This is a genomic window from Actinoplanes hulinensis (genome assembly GCF_019429605.1).
Classification (GTDB): Bacteria; Actinomycetota; Actinomycetes; order Mycobacteriales; family Micromonosporaceae; genus Actinoplanes; species Actinoplanes campanulatus.
Genome location: NZ_JAHXZI010000006.1, coordinates 156751 through 180251 on the forward strand (window position 1 = coordinate 156751; position 23501 = coordinate 180251).

General features: G+C 71.6%; 12 protein-coding genes and 1 pseudogene. 3 read left to right on the top strand and 10 right to left on the bottom strand.

Annotated features, from left to right (window positions below):
- Positions 1–19: 19 nt before the first annotated feature.
- The 8 genes and pseudogenes from KZ829_RS13170 to KZ829_RS13200 form a co-directional block, all read right to left on the bottom strand.
- Entirely contained in the window at positions 20–1906 is a 1887-nt protein-coding gene (locus KZ829_RS13170) for a putative bifunctional diguanylate cyclase/phosphodiesterase (RefSeq protein WP_220144158.1), read from the bottom strand.
- Positions 1903–5949 (bottom strand): diguanylate cyclase, encoded by a 4047-nt coding sequence (locus tag KZ829_RS13175; RefSeq protein ID WP_372453866.1) that lies wholly within the window; start codon positions 5947–5949, stop codon positions 1903–1905. Before KZ829_RS13175 ends, KZ829_RS13170 begins: the two co-directional genes overlap by 4 nt.
- Before the next feature lie 33 nt (positions 5950–5982).
- Positions 5983–6783 (bottom strand): annotated as a pseudogene (locus KZ829_RS44860) (serine/threonine-protein kinase); the annotation flags it as partial.
- A 2379-nt stretch (positions 6784–9162) separates the two neighbouring features.
- Positions 9163–9810, bottom strand: coding sequence for a class I SAM-dependent DNA methyltransferase (locus KZ829_RS13180; RefSeq protein WP_220144160.1), 648 nt, complete (start codon positions 9808–9810; stop codon positions 9163–9165).
- Positions 9811–10209: 399 nt separating this feature from the next.
- Positions 10210–11883, bottom strand: a complete 1674-nt coding sequence (locus KZ829_RS13185) for a glycoside hydrolase family 13 protein (RefSeq protein WP_220144161.1) — start codon at positions 11881–11883, stop codon at positions 10210–10212.
- An 82-nt stretch (positions 11884–11965) separates the two neighbouring features.
- A complete protein-coding gene (locus KZ829_RS13190) occupies positions 11966–12997 on the bottom strand; it encodes a LacI family DNA-binding transcriptional regulator (RefSeq protein WP_220144162.1) in 1032 nt (343 codons plus the stop codon).
- Between the two features lie 23 nt (positions 12998–13020).
- Positions 13021–14229, bottom strand: coding sequence for a molybdopterin-dependent oxidoreductase (locus KZ829_RS13195; protein WP_220144163.1), 1209 nt, complete (start codon positions 14227–14229; stop codon positions 13021–13023).
- A gap of 114 nt (positions 14230–14343) precedes the next feature.
- Positions 14344–16404: an MMPL family transporter gene (locus tag KZ829_RS13200; protein WP_220144164.1), complete on the bottom strand. Its 2061-nt coding sequence runs from the start codon at positions 16402–16404 to the stop codon at positions 14344–14346.
- A 76-nt stretch (positions 16405–16480) separates the two neighbouring features.
- On the opposite strand from KZ829_RS13200, the gene KZ829_RS13205 reads away from it, so the two are divergent.
- Both KZ829_RS13205 and KZ829_RS13210 read left to right on the top strand, forming a co-directional pair.
- Positions 16481–16966: a MarR family winged helix-turn-helix transcriptional regulator gene (locus KZ829_RS13205; RefSeq protein ID WP_220144165.1), complete on the top strand. Its 486-nt coding sequence runs from the start codon at positions 16481–16483 to the stop codon at positions 16964–16966.
- Between the two features lie 217 nt (positions 16967–17183).
- Entirely contained in the window at positions 17184–18038 is an 855-nt protein-coding gene (locus tag KZ829_RS13210; RefSeq protein WP_220144166.1) for a tetratricopeptide repeat protein, read from the top strand.
- Positions 18039–18041: 3 nt separating this feature from the next.
- On the opposite strand, the gene KZ829_RS13215 is transcribed toward KZ829_RS13210, so the two are convergent.
- Positions 18042–18455 (bottom strand): MarR family winged helix-turn-helix transcriptional regulator, encoded by a 414-nt coding sequence (locus KZ829_RS13215; protein WP_220144167.1) that lies wholly within the window; start codon positions 18453–18455, stop codon positions 18042–18044.
- An 84-nt stretch (positions 18456–18539) separates the two neighbouring features.
- Here KZ829_RS13215 and KZ829_RS13220 point away from each other — a divergent pair, with 84 nt between their 5' ends.
- Complete coding sequence (locus tag KZ829_RS13220; protein ID WP_281428115.1) at positions 18540–20309, top strand: ABC transporter ATP-binding protein; 1770 nt, start codon at positions 18540–18542, stop codon at positions 20307–20309.
- Between the two features lie 104 nt (positions 20310–20413).
- Here KZ829_RS13220 and KZ829_RS13225 read toward each other — a convergent pair whose 3' ends face one another.
- Positions 20414–23485: an NACHT domain-containing protein gene (locus tag KZ829_RS13225; protein WP_220144168.1), complete on the bottom strand. Its 3072-nt coding sequence runs from the start codon at positions 23483–23485 to the stop codon at positions 20414–20416.
- Positions 23486–23501: the final 16 nt, after the last annotated feature.

Here is a 23501-nt window from a genome sequence, read left to right on the forward strand (position 1 = left end):
GGCCGGGCGAAGGACCCGGTCACGCGGGCTGGGTTTGAAAGAGGTCGACCGCCGGCATAGGGCGGGCGAAGTGGTAGCCCTGGGCGGTGTCGCAGCCCAGGGCCGCCAGCGCCTCCGCGGTGGCGGCGTCCTCCACACCCTCGGCGACGACCGTGAGACCCAGGTTGTGGGCCAGGTCGACCGACGAGGCGACCAGTGCGCGGCTGCTCGGATCGGTGACCATGTCGGCCACGAACGAGCGGTCGATCTTCAGCTCGTCGACCGGCAGCAGCTTGAGGTACGTCATCGACGAGTAGCCCGTACCGAAATCGTCGATCGAGGTGGTGACCCCGAGGGCGCGCACCCGGTTCAGGGCCTCGATCGTGGTGCTGGGATCGGACATGACCGTGTGTTCGGTGATCTCGATGCCCAGCAGCTCACCGGGTACCCCGGTGGACGCCAGCAGCGCGGCCAGCCGGTCCGGGAAGGACTCGTCGAGCAGGCTGCGGGTGGACAGGTTGACGGCGACCGGGATGCGGTGGCCGGCGTCCAGCCACTCCCGGGCCTGCTGGAGGGCGATGGTGAGGACCCGCTCGGTGAACGGGTGGATCAGGCTGGTGGTCTCCAGCACCGGTACGAACTGGCCGGGCGGGACCGGGCCGCGGGCCGGGTGGTGCCAGCGGGCCAGCGCCTCGACGCCGATCAGGCCGCCGGCTCCACCGAGGCCGATCTTGGGCTGATAGTGCAGGGTGAACTGGGACGCGTCGGTCAGCGCCCGCCGCAGGTCGCCGAGCAGGGTGAGCCGGTCGGCGCTGTCCTGTCCGGACTGTCCCGTGAAACGGCGGTACCCGTCGTGCTGCTCCTTCGCGTCGTGCAGGGCGCTGTCGGCGTTCCCGAGCAGGGTGCTCACGTCGTCGCCGTCGGCCGCCGTGGCCGCGCCGATGCTGATCTCCAGGTCCACGGTGACGTCGTCGAGCTGGAACGGCTCGTCGAAGGCCTCCCGCAGCCGGGCCGCCACGTCCTCGGCCCGGGCCGGGTCCAGGTCTCGCAGCATGATCGCGAACTCGTCGCCGCCGGTCCGGGCCACCATGTCGGTGTCGCGCACCACGGTGGACAGGCGCCGGCCCGCCTCGGCCAGCAGCCGGTCACCGACGTGCGGGCCGAGCTGGTCGTTGACGTGCCGGAAGCCGTTGATGTTGACGGTCAGCACGGTGACGCCGGGCGCGGCACGGTCGGGCCGGGCGGCGACCAGTGCTCGTTGGAGCTGCTCGGTGAAGGCGATCCGGTTCGGCAGCCCGGTGAGCAGGTCGGTCGTGGCCATCGTCTCCACCTGGCGGCGGTGCGCGCGGCTGTTCCAGACGAACAGCGCGATCACGACCAGGCTCAGCACGAACGTGAGGATGCCGGCGACGAGCAGCCGCCGGGAGTCGTGGCGGGCGTCGGCCACCCGCTCGTCGTACTCCTGCTGGTAGCGGTTTCGCAGTTCGAGCAGCTTGGCGCCGTTGCGCCGGTAGGCGGGGGCGATCGAAGCCTCCAGCGTCTCCCGCGCCTCGGTGATCTTGCCCTGGTCCAGCATCGACAGGTACCAGGTGATCACTTGGCGCAGGTGGATCTGCCGCTGGACGACGGTCGTCGCCTCCGGGTTGAGCTCGGCGATCCGCAGCGTCGCCTGGTAGGTCTCGGTGTCCGCGCCGAGCACCTGGAGGCGCTCCGCGCTCCGCGGGTCGGCGGCGCTCGCCCGGAGCAGCGACATCTCCCGTGCCGACAGGTACGCGGCCTCCTGGTAGGCCGACACCTGGTCGCCGGCGCGGGCGATGTCCTCGACGATGCGGGCGTGCCGCTGGCTGTCCACCAGGGCCAGCCCGGACAGCAGTGCCAGCGACGCGATCAGGGTGCCGAACATCAAACGGCGGGAACGGTGGTTCATCCGGCCACCACGCGGTTGCGCCCGGCGTTCTTGGCCGCGTACAGGGCCTCGTCGGCGAACTTGATCATGTGTTCGGGCTCGTCGCCGTCGGCCGGGGAGCCGGACGTGACGCCGACGCTGACGGTGACGACGCCGCCGTCGGCGAGCGCGTGCGGCTCCGCCAGCCGGGACACGGCCCGGCAGGCCCGTTCGGCGACGACCATCGCGTTCTCCGGGGAAGCGCCTGGCATCACTATGCAGAACTCCTCGCCGCCGTAGCGGGCCACCAGGTCGGTCGTGCGTGCCGAGGCGAGCAGCGCCTCCGCGACCAGCTTGAGGGTGTCGTCGCCGCTCTGGTGGCCGTAGTGGTCGTTGTACTTCTTGAAGTGGTCGATGTCGATCATCGCGATGCCGACCGGCTCCCGGGACCGGGCCGCCCGCTGCCACGCCTCGTCCAGGAAAACGGTGAGTTTGCGCCGGTTCGGCAGCCCGGTCAGCGGATCGGTGACGGTGAGCAGTTCCAGCTGGTGGTTGGCCGCGGCCAGCTCCTCGGTGCGTTCGGCGACGGCCCGCTCCAGCGACGCGTAGACCTGCGCGTTCTCCAGCGAGACGGTGAGCTGCCCGGCGACCAGCAGGACCGCGTCGAGCCGGCCGGCCGAGAAGGCGCGACGGCTCAGCCGGTTCTCCAGCACCAGTACGGCACGCGGCTGCCCCTGCCCGATGACCGGCACCACCAGCAGCGAGCAGTGGTCCAGCCCGGCCAGGTACGGATCCCGCCCCACCCGGTCGTCGATGGTCACGTCGTCGATGAGCAGCGGTTCCCGGGTGCGCTCGGCGTACCGGATCGCGGTCAGCGGCAGCAGGCCGAGCCGGGCCGCCTCGTCCGCGTCCATCTCCGGCCGGTCGCCGTCACCGGGAAGAACCCATTGACCGGTACGGTCGTCGCGCAGCACCACATGCACGGCGGTGGCCCCGGTCATCGCGCCGAGCACCTGCCGCACCCGCACCCGCAGCGCGTCGAGACTCGTCTCCGAGCTGAGCGCCCGCGCCGCCTCGAGGACCGCCATCAAGTCGATCACCTCGGTGGACAGGTTCACGCTGTGGCCGCCGCCGAGCGTGGAGGCCCGTGTCCCGGAGCCACCCGCGACCGCCGAGCCGAGCGCCGGATGGGTGCGCTTGAGAGCGTGGACCTTGCCGGTGGCGCCCCAGCGCGCGTACCCGGACAGCGCCTCGGCCAGCAGCCGGGTGCCCACGTGCTCCAGGCCGGCGTCCAGATAGAACAGCGCGGCCCGCTCAGCGATCAGCGGCGCGTGCCAGGACCGTCCGGCGGTGGCCGCGTCGGCCATCGCGGCGTCGTACGCGGCCGCCGCCGACGCGAAGTCGCCGTGCGCCGCGGCCCGGGTCGCCTCGGCGAACCGGTACAGGTGCCGGAAGTTGGCCGGCTGCGCGTCGGCGCGGGCGGCCAGGAACGCGACACTCGTGTCCAGTACGGCCATGGCCCGCTCGCGGTCGGCGCCGGTGGCGGTACGCGCGGTCACCTCGGCGCCGAGCGCGGCCAGCAGGTGCGCCGGAACGTGCGGGTAGGAGCCGGGCACGGCGGGCAGCAGCGCCACCGCGGCGGCACCGTGCCGGACCAGCGCCCCGTCGTCGCCGAAGATCGCCGCGTCCAGCGCCCGCACGGTCGAGTAGAACTGTGTGGCCGGCTCGTTGCCGATCAGCTTCTCCAGGTAGGCGTCGTCGAAAGTGGTCTCGCCGCGCATCGTGCCGACCAGGCGTGCCGCGATGACGAACATGTGGGTCTCCGCTCCGGCGCCGATCCGCTCGCCGAACGCCAGCGCGTCCCGGGCCTCCCGGTGGACGGACGCCAGGTCGGCCGAGCAGTCCAGTATCTGCGGAACCGATGCGAAGTACGTGTAGAGCGCGGTACGCAGGTCGCCGCCACGCAGCAGCCCGTCGCGGGCCTCGTGCGCCAGCCGCACACCGGCCTCCAGCGGCTCGAACCAGGGCACGGTACCCAGCGCGTGCAGGAACCGCACCTGCGAGGTCTCCGGCTCGTGGCCGTGCTCCTCGCCGGCCGCCAGCACCCGGCAGATGGCCTGGTAGGCGGCCCGGTGGTCGCCACCGCCGGCGATCGTGATCACACCCAGGTGGCCGAGCGCGCCGGTCAGGGCGGCACAGGTGCCGTGCGCCGACCACAGCTCACCGGCCTCCACCACGAGCCAGGCCATCGTCGTACGGTCGGCGAAGAACGCGGTCGGGACCAGCCGGTTGATCAGGTGGGCGACGGCCAGCAGCCGCGGATCGGTCAACTCCGGCCGGACGGCTCCGGAGGCACCCGGCCCACTGTGGAAGGCGGCCAGCCCGGCGCCGATCCGTGCGCCCATCGCGGCCGGCTCCGGCACGTCGACGCCGAGCCGGGTGAGCAGGCCGGTACCGAGCCGCAGGGCGTCGTCGAGCATCCGGCGGTTGGTGAGCGCGCCGATCTGCTCGGCCACCGGGCGGGCCAGCCAGACCGGGTCGCCGGCGTCCGCGGTGATCTCGGCGAAAACCCGGTCGGCCTCGTCGAACCTGGCGAGCGCGCACAGCACGGCATGACGATCGGCGCGCGTGTCCGCGTACCCCTCGTCGGTCTTGTCGAGAAGACGCAGCGCGACCGAGAGATGCAGCTCGGCCCCCGCATGGTCGGCGACCAGCCGGGCCGACGTGGCGGCCCGGCGCAGCAGCGCCGCGGCCGACGCCCGCTCGGCCGGATCGGTGAGCAGATCCGCCGCGGTCAGATAGAGCGGCGCGGCGGCCGGGGCCGGGGCGATCCGGCGGGCGAGCGTAAGGCTGAGCCGGGCCCGGTCGTCCGGGGAAAGGCGAGCGTACGCGGCCTGGCGCACCCGGTCGTGCCGGAACCGCGCCCGGCCGCCGTCGACCACGACCAGGCCGTCGTCGACCGCCGGCCGCAACGCCGCGGACGTCTCCAGCGAGTCGCCGAGGCAGGCCATCGCGTCGACGAGCTCGCGCGCCCGCGGGGGCAGCGCCTCGATCCGGGCACTGATCAGGGCGACCACGTCGCCGTGGCCGACGAAGTCCCGCACCTCGGCCGGATCCCAGCGCCAGCCGCCGTTCTCCGGGACCAGCACACCCTCTCGGCGCAGCGCGTTGACCAGTTCGATGGTGTCCAACGGGTTCCCGCCGGTCCGCTCGGCCAGCACGGCGGCCAGCGGCGCCGCGTCCGCCTCGGGAAGGCGCAGCATCCCGGCGATCAGTTCGGCCAGGTCGTCGCCGGCCAGCGGGGAGAGCGCGATCCGGTGCGCTCGTGCCACGATCGCGGTCAGCGGGTGCGTCTCGTCCACCTCCTCCTCCCGGTAGGCGCCCAGAACGAGCAGGCCCGGCAGGTCGCCGGCGTCGAGAACATCGCGAAGGAACGGCAGCGACGGGCCGGTCGCCCACTGGAGGTCGTCGAGGAAGAGCACCAGCGGGCGCTCGGCGCTCGCCACCGCCCGCAGCAGGGTGAGCGCGGCCGTGCGCAGCCGCGCGACCACCACCCGCGGGTCGTCGCCGGACGGCCCCTCCGGCTCCACGGCCAGCAGCGGCCGGAACGACGGCATCATCATGGCGATCAGGCCGCGGTCCGGGCCGAGCGCGGTACGCAGCCGGTCGCGCAACTCGGCGACCACGTCCTCCGGCTCGGCCAGCAGCTGCTCGCCCAGCCGGCCGAACGCCTCCCGGATCCCGCTGCCCAGATCGTGGTGGAACTGGTCGAACCTGCCGGCCACGAACCGGCCCCCGGCACCGGCCAGCGCTGGGCGCAGCCGATCCACCAGGGCGGTCTTGCCGACCCCGGCGGGCCCGGTGATCAGGGCGAACCGGGTTGCTCCGGCGGTCTCGCTGTCCTCGGCGGCACCGGCGGCACCGGCGGCACCGGCGGTCACCCCGGTCAACAGGGTGTGCAGCGCGGCCAGCGGCTCGTCCCGGCCGATCAGCCGGGCGGGTGGCGCGAGGCGGAGCGGGAAGTCGTGCTCGCCCAGCTCGAACGTGTTCCCGTCCCTGTCCCTGAGCCGGATCAGGTCGTGCATCAGGCCCTCGGCGCTCTGGTAGCGCTGGCCCGGCTCCTTGCGCAGCAGCCGCAGGATGATCCGGGACAGGTCGGACGGAATGGCCGGATTCACCTCGTCCGGCGGCATCGGGACACGGGCCAGGTGGTCGTGGATCAGGCAGAGCGGCTCCCGGTCACGGCCGAACGGCGGCTCTCCGGTGGCCAGCTCGTACAGGCTGGCGCCGAGGGCGTACAGGTCACTGCGGTGGTCGACCGGCCGGCCGGTGCGCCCGGTCTGCTCCGGCGACAGGTAGGGCAGGGTGCCGGCCAGCACCTCGCCCGCCTCCCGGCCCGGGTCCCCGGCCAGCTCGAAGTCGATCAGCGTGGGCCGGCCGTCGTCGTCGACCAGCACGTTCGCCGGGCTCACGTCGCGGTGCACCACGCCACGCCGGTGAATCCCGGCGAGCACGCCGGCCAGGCGGACGGCCAGCTCCGTCAGCGCCTCCGGCTCCCACGGCCTTTCCCCATCAGCGAGCGTACGCGCGGCGTCGTCCACCAGCGTCAAGGAGCGCTCGTCCGGCTCCCCGGCCAGCCGCGGGGTACCCGGGACACCGTCGAGGCGGCGCAGCATCGCGATCTCGTTACGCAGCCGGTCAGCCGCACCAAGCCCGAGCGGCTGCTTGCGAACCACCCGCTCGCCGCCCACCACGTGGACGCGCGAAACACGGGTGCGGTCGCTGTCATGCAGCACTTCGTCCAGGCCGTTGAGAGTCACGAATTGCGAATCGGCCCGCCACGCTCCCCGCTGAGGCCTGCTACCGCACCGCCACCATTCACCCACCCGCCGCCCACCCGGGCTCCCAACCATCGCCATGCGCGTCCGGTCAGCAGGTGTGCGCCGGCCGGCTCACTGACATCGCCGCCGGGCCGCGGCGAGGACTCAAGCCCGCGAAGTCTGCTTTGGGTGGGAATCGGCCCGCAAGGTGGGTGTTGCCGATGCGCAAGTCTCTCGAGTACGCGGCATCGCAACCGCTTCTGCCTCCACCGCTGTCCCCCTCCCAGCCCGAAGGCCATAGCGCGTGGCCACGGGACATGTGGGAACGCGCTGGGCTTGGACCCGCCCTTGCCTGGGCCTCACGGCTCTCGTGCGCTGGGCCTTGGTCAGCGGCGCCACTGAACTCGTGGCCGCGACCCAGCCACGTGTCGACAGTTCGGGGTCAGTCGGCGGCCTCTCCGGGGCAATAGGCCGAGGCGCACAGCTGATGCGGTGCCGGCACCGGAATCGGAACCGAACCGATTCGGAGGCGGCCGTGCCTATTCTCTATCGCCTGCGTATCCTCTATCGCTGGCAAAGGGTTTCTCCATGCGGCAGCGCAAATGCAGGATTGAACCCCTCTCTCCAGCCTTCCTCGGTCGCTCCTCGTCGATGACCGAGAAGAAACGGACCGGGCGTCAGCGTCACGGCGATCAGCTATGAATCGGCACGGCGGCGGGCAGGACGTCCGATCTGGCCATTGTTAGTCGCCGCTTTGACTCGTTCAGGAAGGTTGGTTGCCGGCAGCGGTCTCCCGATCCCACTGACCGATGTTCCCCTTAACCCGACTGGCCGAATCGGCGGCCACCGCGGCCGCGCGACGCCGGTTGATGGACGGTCATGGTCGGAGCCTCCCTCGGTGTGGGTTGGAGCTGGCACCGTCTTTCGGTGTGGGCGCCCTCTGTCGGTGTGGGTTGGAGCTGGCACCGTCTCTTGGTTTGGGTTGGAGTCGGCGCACTCTCCCGTGTGCGGTTGTGCTGGGCGGGTTTGGCGGGTGTGGGTATGTGGTTGATGGGTTCGGCCGTGCTGCGGGTCACAGCCGGATGGGTTCGGCCGGCGTGAAGTAGCGGACGGTGGGTTGACCGGTGCCGGTTGTGGTTGACGGGTCTGATCGGCCTGGAGCCGTGGCGGGGGGAACGATCGATTTGGCTACGTGGTTGGCGCACTTGGGCGGTGGGCCGCTGTGGCCGGGGCTTCAGCGGCGGGCGGTTCCAGTCAAGCGGCGAGCCGGCCCGTTCGACGGGGTCGGCGAGTTGATCAGCGGTTTCGTCCACGGAAGGACCGTCGGTGGTGGCGGTGCCAGCACGCCGGGTTGGTGCGCGGAACTGCTGGGCGAAATCTTCCGGAGCGCCCGTGCCATTGGCGTGTTTGTGCAGTTCAGACACTTGATCTGCGGGTCTTCCAGCCGTGTGGTCCCAGGCCCGTCCCCGGTGTGAGGTGCTCCTCGGCCGGCCGAGTCGAGGCTCCACTCGATGGTCATGGGGCTGTATCAGGCCGCCATTGATCGGCTGACCTTGTGCTGCCGGCCGCTCAACCGAGTGCGTGCCGCTCCGTTCGAGGCCGGGATGTGCATCGACCGAGCGCGGCGGGGCGCTCGTGCCCAGGCGCGCTGGGGTAGCCCTGCCCGGGCGCGGCGGGGCGCTCGTGCCCAGGCGCGCTGGGGTAGCCCTGCCCGGGCATGGTGGAGTGGTCGTGTTCGGCTGCGCTGGGGTTGCCCTGCCCGGGCATGGCGGAGTGGCCCTGTTCGGCTGCGCTGGGGTGGTCGTATTCGGGCGCGGTGAGCCGGTCGTATTCGGGCGCGGTGAGCCGGTCGTATTCGGGCGCGGTGAGGTGGTCGTGTTCGGGCGCGGTGAGGTGGTGGTGTCGGGAAGCGCTGGGGTGGCCCTCTCCGGCCGGGGTGGGGTGGTTGTGTCCGGGCGTTCTCCCGTGCTGCTCTCCGGTGCGCGGCCGGCTGACTGAGCTGTCTCGTCGGCACGGGTGCGGATGCGGCGGAGGCGCTCTTCGTGTCGCCTTCGTAGGCCCCATGCGCGATGACGCTCGTGTTCGCGACGGAATTGTTCAGCGGCTGGAGAGTGGTTCCGGCGCGCGCTCCAGTCACGCATCTCGGAAGTCTTCTTCTTGGTGAACAATTGGAGCTGCGGCATACTTCAATTCTCCTGCGCCGACGCGAAGAAGTGTAAGCCCGACCTTAAAGTCGATCATGCCAAATTGGTCCCACCGAGATGCTCTCTAGCTGCCTGTGGAAATCCTCGCTGTCGGCATCGTAGGCTGCCGCTTCCGCCTCGGATTCACTCGTGTGATCAAGGCATTGAATGGGTGTTCTCCAATATGATCTTGGAGCTTCGGGCTTGTATGGCAGAGCCGGTGATCGACGGGTGCGAGGTTCGGGGGCTGTTCTGATCGTGCGGGTCGGGCCTTGTCCGAAGACGGGTCTCAGGGTCAGCGTTTGCGGACGATCAGGAAGGCGCCCTGCCGTGTGGGGTTCGGAACGGTGTAGGGCGGTGGGATCTCGTGGATTGTTGTCACCACCGGCTCGAAACCGGCTTCGGTGAGCAGGACGGCGACCGCTTCCGGGCGGCGGCGGTGGATGGTCAGGGCCACCCCGTGGCCCCACGCCTCGGTGTAGTGCTTGTCGTCGTCGCCGGCCTGGAAGGCCAGCATCAGGTGGGCGCCGGGTCGCAGTACACGGTGGAACTCGGCGAAAACGCCGGGCAGCTCGCGGTCCGGTACGTGGATGGTGGAGAACCAGGCGTTCAGGCCGGCGAGGCTTTCGGTGGCCAGGTCGAGGTCGGTCATCGAGCCGACCTCGAAGCGCAGGTCCGGGTAGTTGGCGCGGGCCTGTTGGACCATGCCGGGGGAGAGGTCGACGCCGAAGACGTCCAGGCCCCGGCCGTGCAGGAAAGCGGTGACGTGGCCGGGGCCGCAACCGATGTCGGCGGCCGGGCCGTCCACCAGGTCGGCGAAGAGGGTGAGCAGGCTGCGCTTCAGCGGCTGGCTCGGCAGGTCGTCGGTGAACAGGGTGGAGTAGCTGGCGGCCACCGTGTCGTACGAGGAACGGGTTTGATCGAGGAAGTCGAGATCGCGCATGGCCGGGAAGGCTATCGGGCCGAGCCGGACGGGAACCGCTTCCGCCGAACGGGGCTGCTCGGAGAGGCGAGTCGGGTTCTCAACCGGAATCGGGTGCCGGCGTAGCCGTACCGGAAAGGGTCTGGAACGGCGACCGCGTGCGAAAGGGCGGCAGGAGGGTGAGGGCCCGGCTGATGGCGTGGGTGCGGGCGCGGCGTGCCGGGGTGCGGCAGTTGGGCGAGGGCCCGGCTGGTGGCGCGTGGGCTGCGGGCGCGGCGTGCCGAACTGTGGCAGGAGGGTGAGCGCCCGGCTGGTGGCATGGGCTGCCGGCGTGGCAGGCGGGGCCTGCATGGCGGCGTGGTTTGCGGGGTGCCCGGTCCATCCTCCACCGTCCTGGGGATGGACCGGGACGAATCCGTCCTAGAGGGACCACCAGACGGTGGTGTCCGGGGGGAGGACCACATTGTCGCTGGTGCCGTCGATCGGGCCGCTGGTCAGCAGCAGCTCGCCGGGGCGGCCGACGGCGACCGGCTGGTCGCTCATGTTGACCGTGCAGCGGAAGACCGGCGCGCCTTCGACCTCGCGCTCGAAGGCGAGCACGCCGGCCGGTGCGGGCACCCAGCGCAGGTTGTCGGTGGGGGCGAGCGCCGGGTCGGTGCGGCGGATCGCGAGGGCCGAGCGGTACAGCTCCAGGGTCGAGCCGGTGGCGCCGGCCTGCGCCGCGACGCTGAGGGCCGCCCACGAGTCCGGCTGCGGCAGCCAGCTCGTGCCGCCGTCGGGGCCGAAGCCGTACGGGGCCTCGGAACCGCTCCACGGGATCGGCACGCGGCAGCCGTCGCGGTAGCCGTCCTGGCCGGCGGCCCGGTGGAACGCCGGGTCCTGGCGCACCTCCGGCGGCAGGTCGACGACCTCGGGCAGGCCGAGCTCCTCGCCCTGGTAGAGATACGCCGAACCGGGCAGGGCGAGCATCAGCGTGCTGGCCGCGCGACCGCGGCGCAGACCGGCCGCGTCGTCGACCGCGGTGGGCTTGCGGCCGGCCGCCTCGCCGTCGATCTTCTGCATCAGGCGGGTGGTGTGGCGGACCACGTCGTGGTTGGACAGTGTCCAGGTGGTCGGGGCGCCCACCTCGCGCATCGCGGCGAGCGAGTCCTCGATCATCTGGCGCTGCTCGTGCACGTTCCACGCGGTGCCCAGGTAGCTGAAGTTGAACGCCTGGTGCAGTTCGTCGTCGCGGACGTAGTTGGAGACCCGGGCCAGCGTCGGCGCCCACGCCTCGGCCACGGCGATGCGCTCGCCGGGGTACTCGTCGAGGATCTTGCGCCAGTCGCGGTAGATCTCGTGCACGCCGTCCCGGTCGAAGAACGGGCTCTCACCGGCGCCGAGCAGGTGCCACTCGCCGGTGTCGCCGAGGTCGGGCAGGCCGGCCTCCTTGACCATGCCGTGCGCCACGTCCACCCGGAAGCCGTCGACGCCCAGGTCGAGCCAGAACCGCAGGATGGTCTTGAACTCGTCCCGGACGGCCGGGTGCTCCCAGTTGAAGTCGGGCTGCTCGGGGGCGAACAGGTGCAGGTACCACTCGCCGTCCTCGACCCGGGTCCAGGCCGGGCCACCGAAGATCGACGGCCAGTCGTTGGGCGGCAGTTCGCCCTCGGCGCCCTTGCCGGGGCGGAAGTGGTAGCGCTCGCGGAACGGCGAGCCGGGGCCCTCGGCGAGCGCCCGCTTGAACCAGTCGTGCTGGTCCGAGGAGTGGTTGGGAACCAGGTCGACGATGACTCGCAGACCGAGGGCGTGCGCGCCGGCGATCAACTGCTCGGCGTCGGCGACGGTGCCGAAGATCGGGTCGACGGTCCGGTAGTCCGAGACGTCGTAACCCGCGTCCGCCTGGGGTGAGGCGTAGAAGGGGGAGAGCCACACCGCGTCCACGCCGAGATCCCGCAGATACGGCAGCCGGCTGCTGATGCCGGGCAGGTCGCCGATGCCGTCGCCGTTCGAGTCGGCGAAGCTGCGCGGGTAGATCTGGTAGATGACCGCGTTGCGCCACCACGATGCCGGGGGCGCCTCCACGGTGGGCGGTGCGATCAGTTGGTCCGTCATGGCGACGAACGCTAGCAAGAAACTAACACGTGTTACATAGCCCGAGGCTTGCTTTCTTGCAGCAAGTTCTTGCAGAGGTCCGTTATGCCGGTTTTGTGGTTGATTCCCGGACGATCAGCGAGGTGCCGAGAACCTGGTGCGGGTGCTGTTCCTCACCCCTGATCGCCGAGATCAGGAACTCCGCGGCCATCCGCCCCTTGGTGACGATCGGCTGCCGGACGGTGGTGAGCCGGGGACGGAACCAGGCCGACTCGGAGAGGTCGTCGAACCCGGTCACGGACACCTCTGAGGGCACTTTGATTGCAAGTTCTTGCAAGGCATCCACGGCCCCGTACGCGAGGATGTCGGACAGCGCGAGGATAGCGGTGGGAGCGCGCCCACCGGCCATCAGGTCCCGGGTCGCCCGGTAGCCCTCGGCGCGGGTCACCGGCACCTCGGTCAGCTGGACGTCGGCCATCGTGAGATCGCATTCGGCCAGCGCGTCGGCGATCCCGGCCATCCGCCGGGCCAGCGGCCCCCGGTAGCCGCGCTCGGTCACCGCGGCGCCCGGGTCCATGGACAGCACGGCCAGCCGCCGGTGGCCGAGATCCAGCAGATAGCGGGTCACCTCGTGGGCGCCGCCCCGGTCGTCGACCTCGACGCTGGGCGCGCCCGGCACCCGGTCGCTGTCGATCAGCACGAACGGGATGCCGCGCCGGCTCAGCTCGGCCACCTCGCCGCGGTCGGCCTCCAGGCCGCAGACGACGAAACCGTCGACCGCGGCGTACGGAATGGCCTTGAGCACCGAGTCCTGCAGCGGCGGGGTGAGCAGCAGCGTGTAACCCTCCTGATCGCACACCTGCCCGGCGCCCATCAGGAAACGGGAGTAGTACGGGTTCTCCAGGATCCAGGCCAGCCGCTGGGGCAGCAGCACACCGATCGAGTTGGTGGTGCCGGCCCGCAGCATCCGGCCCAGCGGGTCCGGCGTGTAGCCCAGCCGCTCGGCGGCGGCCAGGATCCGCTCCCTGGTCGCCACCGAGATCCGCTGTGGGTTGTTGAACGCGAACGAGACCGCCGAGCGGGAGACGCCCGCCGCCGCCGCGACGTCGTTGGACGTGGCCTTTCTCGACGACATGGGTCATGTTATCGCCGGCCGCGTCACACGGCGCTCACCGGCACACGGACCACCGCGTCGAAGACGTAACCGAGCGTGTTGTGCCGGGCCGCGTCGGGCTGGGTGTTGCCGCGGACGTCGGTGGCCCGCGCCAGCAACGTGTGCTGCCCGGCCGCCGGCGTCCAGTCGACCTCCCAGCGCTGCCAGACCCCGCCCGGGGTGGCGCCGTACGGGCGGGCGCGCCGCCACGTCGTACCGCCGTCGGTGGAGACCTGGACGTGCCGGATCGGGCCGTCCGCCGACCAGGACCGGCCGGTCAGTCGCGTCCGGACCCCGGCGGTGAAGGTCGTGCCGGGGTCCAGCTCGAAGGCGCTCTTGATCACCTGCCGGTCGAAGGGCTGCCCCTCGGCCGGGTAGCCCTCGCCGAACAGCCGGTAGAACTGCGTGTTCCAGGGTGAGAAGAGCGGCTCGGTGGACACCTCGATCCGGCCCACCCACTTGATCGAGGAGATGCCGATCCAGTGCGGGACGACGACGCGGACCGGGAAACCGTGATCCGGCGGCAGTGGTTCGCCGTTGAGCTCGTAGGCGAGCAGCACGTCGTCGAACGCCTTGCCGACCGGGAACGGCCGGCGGACCGGGCCGAGGTCGACGCCGCCGCTCACGAAGTTCGGGTCGAGGCCGACCGGCTGCACGTCGACGGTCTTCCTCGAGATGCCCGCCCGGCGCAGCACGGTGGACAGCCGGACGCCGGTCCACCTGCCGACACCGATGCCGCCCAGGCCCCACGCCGTACCGGAGACGGTCTGGCCCTGCTGTGAGGTGTAATAGCTGCGGCCGTTACCGGCGCACTCGATGGCGACCGGCCGGGTTTCGCGGGGGAGCTTCCTCAGGTCGTCCAGGCTGAAATGGGCGGCCTGGGAGAGCCCGGATCCGGAGAGCTCCAGCGACCAGGTGGAGGCGTCGATCGTCGGCGTGACGGTGTGGTTGCGGACGAAGAACCGGTCCACCGGGACGTAGTAGCCCTGGTCCCTGAGCGCCGACCATCTGGTCTCCGCGTTGGTTCCCAACTGCCGGAACAGCTCGGGCGGCAGCGGCTTGACGATCGGGCCGGCGGCCAGCGCCGGACCGGGGATCGCCGCGCCCGCGCCCACCGCGGCGGTGAGTGCCAGCAGGTTCCGCCGGGAGAAGCCACGGGTCCGCCCGGCAAGGAAATCGCGCAGTCTGCGCTCGTCGTATACGCCCTCGTTCATGGCTACTCATCCTATCGACTACATAGGATTTGTGGGAAGGGTGGCGGAAACGCCGGCGCCGGGCGGCCCCTGACAGGGACCACCCGGCGTCCTTCTCTGGCGGTGAGTGAAGCCTCAGCCCTTCGGGCCGTCCGCCGTCTCGGCGAGTTTCGCCCGGTTGACGGCGTCCCAGTCGGTGTGCGGCCGGGACGGCGCGGGAATGGTTCCGGCCGCGACGGCCGCCGGGCGGCCGGGCCACCAGAACCGGTCGCCGGTGAGCGTGGCCAGGGCCGGGACCAGGACGGTACGCACGAGCAGCGTGTCCAGGAGCACTCCGATGCCGACGATGACGCCGATCTGGGTGAGCGTGACCACCGGCAGCACCCCGAGGACCGCGAACACCGCCGCCAGCAGGATGCCGGCGCTGGTGATGACGGCGCCGGTGACCGCGAGAGCGTGCACCATGCCGTCCCGGGTGCCCCGGGTCGCCGCCTCCTCCTTGGCCCGGGTGACCAGGAAGATGTTGTAGTCGACGCCGAGCGCCACCAGGAACAGGAACGAGAACAGCGGGACCGCGTTGTCCAGTGCCGGGTAGTCGAACACGTTGCGGAACAGCCACGATCCGGCGCCCAGCGAGGCCAGGAAGCTGACCACCACGGTGATCATCAGCAGGATCGGGGCGACCAGGGCGCGCAGCAGGGCGACCAGGACCAGGAACACCACCGCGAGGATGACCGGGACGATGACGATCAGGTCGCGGCGGGCGGCGTCCCGGGTGTCCATGGCGGTCGCGACGGTGCCACCGACCAGTGCGTCGCCGTCGAGGTTCTCGCGCAGGTCGCGAATGGTCTGGAAGGCCTCGGCGGTGTCCGGGGCGGCCTCCAGCACGGCGCTGATGCTGACCCGGGTGGGGGTCTCCTCGGCGATGCGGGCCTGGGCGACGCCCGGAGTGGCGGAAACCACCGAAAGCACCTTCTCGGACTGGTCCGGAGTGGTCAGGACCACCGCCGGCCCCGCGGCGCCGGCCGGGAAGTACTTGGAGAGCGTTTCCAGGCCCTGCACCGACTCGGCCTCGACCCGGAACTGTTCGGTCTGCGACAGACCGACTCGGGTGCCGAGGCCGCCGAGCGACAGCAGCCCGAGCACCACGGCGGACACGACGGTCACCGCGACCGGGCGGCGCACCACGGCCCGGCCGATCTTGGCCCACATGCCCTTGCCGTCCTCCGGACCGGACTCGCCGACCCGCGGGATGAACGGCCAGAACAGGCCGCGGCCGCAGACCACGAGCGCGGCCGGCAGCACCACCAGGGCGAACACGGCGGCGATGGCGACACCGGCGGCCGACGTGATGCCCAGCGCGGTGTTGCTCTTCAGGGTGGCCAGCACCAGGGTGAGCAGGGCCAGGATCACGGTGCCGGCGCTCGCCGCGATGGCCGGGCCGGCGCCGCGCAGGGCTTTGCCCATGGCCTCGAACCGGTTCTCGTACCTGTGCAGCTCCTCCCGGTAGCGGGAGATCAGCAGCAGCGCGTAGTCGGTGCCGGCGCCGAAGACCAGCACCGTGACGATGCCGGTGGTGGAACCGTTGACGGCCAGGTCGGTGTGCTGGGAGAGCAGGGCGACGACCTTGGCGGCGAGCTGGTCGGCGAACCCGACGACGAACAGCGGGACGATCCACAGGATCGGGCTGCGGTACGTGATCAGCAGCAGCACCGTGACCACCACGACGGTGACGAGCAGCAGTTTGGTGTTGGCGCCGCTGAAGCTGTCGGCCAGGTCGGCGCTGAAGCCGGCCCCGCCGGTGACCTGGGCGGTGACGCCGGGCGGCAGGCCGGTGGAGGCCTTCTCGCGCAGGTCGCTCACCGCGTCGATGGTGGCGGCGGAGTCACCGGTGGTCGCCAGCGGCACGGTGATCAGGGCGGCCTTGCGGTCCTCCGACAGGATCGGCCGGCCCAGGGCCTGCACCGTCGCCAGGTCGGCGTCGGAGAGCGGTTGCCCGCCCTTGGCGACCACGATCAGCGCCGGGTTGGTCCGCCCGGACGGCAGCTCCTTCTGGAGCTGGGCGACCTTCGTCGACTCGGCCGAGGACGGCAGCGAGGAGGCCGGATCGTTGTCCGTCTCCGTGGAACCGGCGAGACCGAGGACCAGCCCGCCGAGCAGCAGGGCCAGCAGAAGCGTCGCCCATGCCCTTCTCATCTGAAAGCCTCCAAGAACGAGAATCTTTACGATCGAGATTGTTCACGACGAAGCCGGGATCTGCAACACTTACCCCGTGGAAGGCAATGAGACCGCGGAACGCCAGCGGTTACGCGGGGACCTCGTCGACCTGTTGAACACGTACAGCAGCGAGGCGAATCACATCGGGCACGCCTTCGCGCACCTGCACCGGCTGAACGCGACGGATCTGCACGCGCTGCTCGCCGTCATGCACGCCGAACGGCGCGGAGCCCCGCTCACCCCCGGCAAGCTGGGCGAGGCCATCGGCCTCACCTCCGGCGCCACGACGGCGCTGATCGACCGGCTGGAACGCGGCGGCCACCTGCGGCGATCACGGGAGAGCGCGGACCGGCGGGTGGTCCATCTGCGCTACGCGGACGCCGGCATGGCCCTCGCCCTGTCGTTCTTCGCCCCGCTCTCCCCGCGCACCGACGAGGTGATGGCCCGGTTCGGCGTCGGAGAGCTCCAGACCATCGAGAAGTTCCTGCACGGCATGATCTCCGCGCTCATCTCCTACCGCGACGAGCTGCGCAGTCACTGATCGAACCATTTCATCGGTACGGGCTGGAGAGCCCTTTCCCGGCACTCCGCGAGCCGCTGCCGGGCCCGGCCCGTGCCGCGACCGCCGGGCGTAGATCGGTGGTCACCCACGCGACAGCGCTCACTCCGTACCGGGAATGGTGTTGATCGTGATTTTGCAACGCAGCCGCACCGGATGATCATCGGAAGTCGGGCGGCCGGCTGCCGATCGAAGCGGCGTGCGAACCGAGCCCCTCCTGGCCGAGGCCGACGCCCTGCTCGCCCGCGGGCGTGCCCAGCACGCCGAACGGCTGCTCACCCCGTTCGTCGTGCGGGAACCGGAGAACGTCGGCGCCTGGCACCGGATGGCCCGGGCCCGGCTCGACCTCGGTGACACCGCCGGTGCGCTGCTGGCCGCGCGGGCCGCCTGGAACCTGGACCCGTACGGCGCCGAGTCGCTGCTCTGGCTGAGCGCCGCCCGCTCGCGGGCCGGTGACCACGCCGAGGCGATCGCGGCGGCGGCCGCGGCATGCCGCGAGGACCCCGGCAACCCCCGCCTGCACAACCGGCTGGCCCGCGCCCAGCTCGCCGCCGGGCTGCCCGGCGAAGCCGCCGAAACCCTGCGCTGTGTCGCCGACCTGGCCGGGTACGACGCGGACCTCCAGGTCACCTACGGTCAGGCGCTGTTCGCGATCGGCCGGCCGCTGAGCGCCCGCGAGGCGATCGGGCGGGCCCTCACGATCGATTCCGGGCATGCCGGAGCGCGCGCCACGTGGAAGGACTTCGCGAAGGCGATGCGCACGGCCGTCGACGCCGCGTCGCTGGCCCGGGTGGCGGACGAGTTCGGCGAGTCGCTGCGGATCCATCCCGGCCGGCCCGCCGCCCGCCGTGGCGGCGCCGGCCGGGACGCGCTGGCGCACGTGGCGCGGGTGTCGCTGGTCTGGTTCCTGGTCGCGCTCGCCGCGGTCGGGGTGGTCCAGGCGGCCGGCCTGCTGACCGTGCCGTTCAGCCTCTACCTCACCCTGGTCTGCGCCGCCGGTGTGGCCGGCTGCGTCTCCGCGGTGGCCCGCCCACCGTCGGCGGGCGTCGCGTAGTTCCTACCGGGCTTCGCGTAGCAGGTTCAGGATGCGTGCCAGTTCGGTCCGGTCGGCCGGGTCGAGCCCCGCGAACAGGCGCTCGCCCTCGGTGGCCCGGGCCTCGTGGATGGCGGCGGCCGTGGCGACGCCGCCGGGGGTGAGCACGACCAGCGTGGCGCGGCGGTCGGTCGGATCCGGCTTGCGCTCGACCAGGCCGCGGTGCTGCAGGTCGTCGACGACCTCGGTGGCCGAGCGGGGAGCGATGTGCAGCCGCTCGGCGAGCACGCTGAGGCGAACCTCGCCGTGCCTGCTCAGCACGCCCAGCGCCCGCGACTGCGACGGCGAGATGTGCCACGGCTCCAGGGTGATCTTCGTCCGCTCGCGCAGGCGCCGGGTCACCGCCCAGAACGATTCCAGCAGGCTGTCGTCCTCCACCGGACCAAAATAGCAGTGACTACCCTCGTTCCCTCATGTTGAGGTAACCTCAGCTTGTCGCCGTCGTTCGAAGAGAGGCCCCATTTGCCGAAGGATCAATCCCGCAGAATCACCGCCGAGGAGAGAGCGCAGGCCCGTGCCGTCTCCCTGCGCCGCATCGGCGCCCTGTTCACCGGCCACCGCCGGCACCTCGCCGTCGTCGTGGCCGTCATCGTCCTGTCGTCCGTCATCTCGATGGGCTCGCCCTTCCTGCTGCGCGAGGTCATCGACGTCGCCCTCCCGCAGTCCGACCTGCGCCTGCTGTCGCTGCTGGTCGCCGGCATGGTCGGCATCGCCGCGGCCACCTCCGCGCTCGGCGTGGTGCAGACGTGGATCTCCACCACCGTCGGCCAGCGGGTCATGCACCGGCTGCGCACCGACGTCTTCGCCCACCTCCAGAGGCAGTCCGTGGGCTTCTTCACCCGCACCCGCGCGGGCGAGGTGCAGTCCCGCATCACCAACGACATCGGCGGCATGCAGCGGGTGGTCACCTCCACCGCCACGTCCGTCGCCGCCAACCTGACCACGGTCATCGCCACCCTGGTCGCGATGACCGCACTCTCCTGGCAGCTCACCCTCGCCTCGCTGGTCGCGCTGCCCCCGGCGATCTACTGGACCCGGCGGGTCGCCCGCATGCGGCAGAGGATCACCGCCCAGCGGCAGCGCGAGCTCGCCGACCTCAACGTCATCATCGACGAGGGCCTGTCCATCAGCGGCGTCCAACTGGCCAAGACGATGGGCGCCGGCGGCGCGCTCATCGAGCGGTTCACCGCCTCCTCGGCCCGCCTCATCGACCTCGAGCTGCGGTCCGAGCTGGCCGGCCGCTGGCGGATGGCCACGATGAACGTGGTGTTCGCCGTCATCCCCGCGGCCATCTACCTCGCCGCCGGCCTGCCGTTCGCGGCCGGCGCCATGAGCATCGGCACCCTGGTCGCCTTCACCGGCCTCCAGGCGGGCCTGTTCCGGCCGCTGATGAGCCTGCTCGACGTCGGGGTCACCCTCACCGCGTCCCTCGCGCTGTTCCAGCGCATCTTCGAATACCTCGACCTGCCGGTCGGCATCCGGGAGCCGGCCGAGCCCGTGCGCCTGCCCACGGTGCGCGGCCACCTGCGCTTCGAGGACGTCACTTTCGCGTACGACGGCGGCGCCACCGCCGCGCTCGCCGGCGTGAGCCTCGACGTGCCCGCCGGCACCTCCCTGGCCCTGGTCGGCGAGACCGGCTCCGGCAAGAGCACCATCGCCGCCCTGATCGCCCGGCTCCACGACCCGACGTCCGGCCGGGTCACCATCGACGGCGTCGACGTGCGCGACCTGGCCCTCGACGATCTGGCCGCCATGGTCGGCGTGGTCAGCCAGGAGACGTATCTGCTGCACACCACGATCCGAGAGAACCTGCGCTACGCGAAACCCGGCGCCACCGATGCCGAGATCGAGCGTGCCGCCCGCGCCGCCCAGATCCACGACCTGATCGCCGACCTGCCCGACGGCTACGACACGATGGTCGGCTCCCGCGGGCACCGCTTCTCCGGCGGCGAGAAGCAGCGCATCGCGATCGCCCGCACCCTGCTGCGCGACCCCCGCATCCTGGTCCTCGACGAGGCGACGAGCGCCCTGGACAACGAGACCGAGCGCGCCGTCCAGCGCGCTTTCGACGAGCTGTCCCACGGCCGCACCACGGTGACCATCGCACACCGCCTGTCGACGATCCGCGACGCCGACCAGATCGCCGTGATCGACCACGGCCGCATCCTGGAGTCCGGCACCCACGACACCCTTCTGGAGGCGGAGGGCCACTACTGGACCCTGGCCCGCTGACGCCTCACCCGTGCCGGCCCGTCGCCCTCGCCGCGTCATCGGCCCGCGCCTGCCTCACCCGTGCCGGCCCGTTGCTCTCGCCGCCTCTTCGGCCCGCGCCCGGCTCAGTCGTGGGCGAGGATCAGCGTCTCCAGGAGCCCCGGGTGGCGGCGGCGCTCCTCCAACAGGCAGGTGGCGGCGGCCAGCTCGATCAGGGTGGCGGTGAGGCGGTTGTCGTCGGCCTTCTGCGCGAAGCGGGCCAGGACCAGTGCGGGAGCGCGGATGGCGGCGGCGTCCGCCGGAGTGATCAGGCGCTCCCGGGTCACGATCGGCTGAGCCATCCGGAGCAGCCGGTCCAGCGCCGCCTCGAAGAACGAGGCGTCGGCGGGCGATCCGAGGCGATCCGGCATCGCCCCGAGCCTGGCCACCAGACCACTGAGGTCGACCGGGAACCGATTCGCCTTGACCTGGCAGTCGGGCAGCAGCGACTCGGCCACGATGCGTACCGGGTCGCCGGGCCCGGCCGACACCGGTAGCGCGAGGTTGCGGTAGGAGATCGGCTCGAGGACGTGGTCGATCGGTGACTGTCGTTCGACGGCCGGGAAAGCGCCGCGGGCGATCGACCGGATCCGGATGACCACGGTGCCGATCTCCTCGAATTCCGCGCGGATGATCGGGAAGATCCCCATGGCGCGGGGCGTGCTGCCCGGCTCCGCCGACTTGAGCGCCCGTTGCACCCGGCCGAGGTCGACCACCAGGTCTCCCCATCTCGCCGAGGCCCGGCGACGGTCGGACATCCCGAGCAGCACGGTCTCCAGTCGGCCGAGTTCCGCGTGCAGGCGTTCGGCTCTGTCTCGTAGATCCTCCACCATGCCGCCGGTCCGGTTCCCGGGCGTGTTGTCCGTGTCCGTGGACCGGACGTACCGGGTGCTCTCCCTGACGAGTTCGGCCATCTGGGCGGCGACATGGTTCATCTCGGTCATGGACCGGCGGACCAGGTCGGTCTGGCGGGCCGCCAGGTCCTCCAGACCCTTGTCGAGCAGGCGCGATCCGGCGAGGTCCGCGCTGAGCGCGTCGAGCAGCGCGCCGGCGGTGACGACCGGCGCCTTCTTGTCCGGGTACCGAACCGCCCACCGTTCGTCCGTGACCCACACCGGCTGGGCCGGGTGCGCTGTGGCGACCTCCGCGGCGGTCGGCAGGCGGAACACGATGCCCTTGCCGCTACGCGGTCCGGCCGCGACGAGCGCGTTGATCCAGGCCAGGAACGCCTCCGCGTCGAGGCGCCAGACGCCGCGGGCCGGCGCGTCCGGGTCGGCCGGTTCCGTGCCTTCGATGAAGGGCGTGCCGGTCTCCGAGCAGAACAGCTCGTACAGCTCGGTCGTGATCGGCCACCGGCTGATCCGGGTGCCGTCCGGCGTGGTCACCATCGCGCGCAGCGTGCGGCCGATGAGGACGTCGAGCGCCAGAGCCCGGTCCGCGGCGTCGGCGTCCGGCCGCAGACCGCGGTGCAGGAGGCGGTCCAGGTCGTTACGCAGCCCTCGGTCGACGCGGTTGTCGGACTCGGCGAGCTCGAAGGCCAGGGAACGGGCGACGAGGGTCCCCGAACGCACGGCGCTCGCCACGATCGGGTTCGGGTCCTCGCCGGCCCCGTACAGCAGGATGGTCTCCCGCCACCACGGATCGTCGACCACCTCGGTGAGCAGGTGGTGCAGGCCGCTCTCGGCGATGTAGGCGGCGGCCAGGTACTCCTGGAAGGTCTGGTGGGTGAAGGCGAAGTTCTCCAGGTCGGGGACCGGCAGCAGGCCGGTCGCCTCCATGTCCTCCAGGAACCGCTCGGCGGTGATCCCGGGCGCGGTCTCGTCGAGCCAGGGCTGCACCGTCCGGACCAGGGTGCGCCGGTCCTGGCCGCGGATTCCCTGCCGCATCCACTCGAAGGCGAGCCGGCCGAGCAGCATCAGCCGCTGCCGGAGCGCCAGCGCGACGATCTGGCCGCGTGCCTCGTCGCGGCGGCCCAGCATCGTCTCGCACACCTCGCGGTAGAGCATGGCGCGGTTCTCCGGGAGCTGCTTCCCGTACCGGTGCACGTTGGCGATCATCGTGAGCAGAAGTGGGTTCGCGGTGAGGTCGGTCAGGCCGGGAATGGCGTCGATCTGCCTCAACAGGTGCGCGGCCGCCTCCCTCCCGCGTTCGGCGGCGACCGCGTGCCCGTCGTTGTCGGCGTCGTGCCGTTCCGCGGCGGTGTACCACTTCTCCAGGAAGGCGCGGACCTGCGGCCGGCCGAACGGCAGCACCTGGACCGTCTCGGTGGCGTCGACGAACGCGTTGCGGTAGCCGGGCGGCCGTGAGGTGATCACGAAGTCGTTGCCCGGATGCGCCGCGACCTGCCGGTTGATCCACAGTGCCACGTCGCGGCGCGTCCCGGCCTCGCCCGCCTCGTCGAGCCCGTCGAGCAGGATCACACAGCGGCCGGCGCGAAGCCGCTTCTCCCACCAGCGGGCCGGTTCGGGACCGACCGAGTCCGGGATGGAGTCACGAATCAGGCTGGGCAGTGAGACGCCCGGGTCGGCGACGATGGCCTTGGCCTGGTCGCGCAGTTGCAGCCACACCGGGACCGGGCGCGTCATCGCACGGTTCGCCTCGACCGTCCGCCGCGCGACATGGCTCAGCAGGGTGGTCTTGCCGCTGCCCGGCGCGCCGAGCACCGCGAGCACGACGCGTCGCCGGCGGTTCAGGAAATACCAGATCGTACGATCGCGGCCGTTCTCCCGGGCGGTCGGCACCATGCCGGAACCCACCTGGCCGGGCGCGCTCGACGTCAGCGCCAGGCGGACGAAACTGGCGTCCAGCTCGGGGATGAACGGGCCGATGATGTTCAGCCCCTTGGCGTCCAGGTTGCGGCGGCTCTCACTGACCCAGCGCCGGTAGTCGCGGGCGTACCGGGAAGTGACGAAGTCGAGAAGCGCACGGCCGCCGCCCGGCGTGTCCGGGTCGCGCCGCAGGTGGCGGACGGCCACCGTGATCGACAGCACCAGGCAGCCCACGAAGATCGCGCCCATCAGCTTCACGTCGCCGGCCCACTTCCAGTCGGCCGGGAACGTGTTGGTGAAGACGTTGGTGACGGTCCCGAGGGCGGCGCCCGCGAGCACGCCGACGGTCACGGACGACCGGCTGTCCGTGGGCCGGCGACCGTCCGTCATCGAGACATGATGGCAG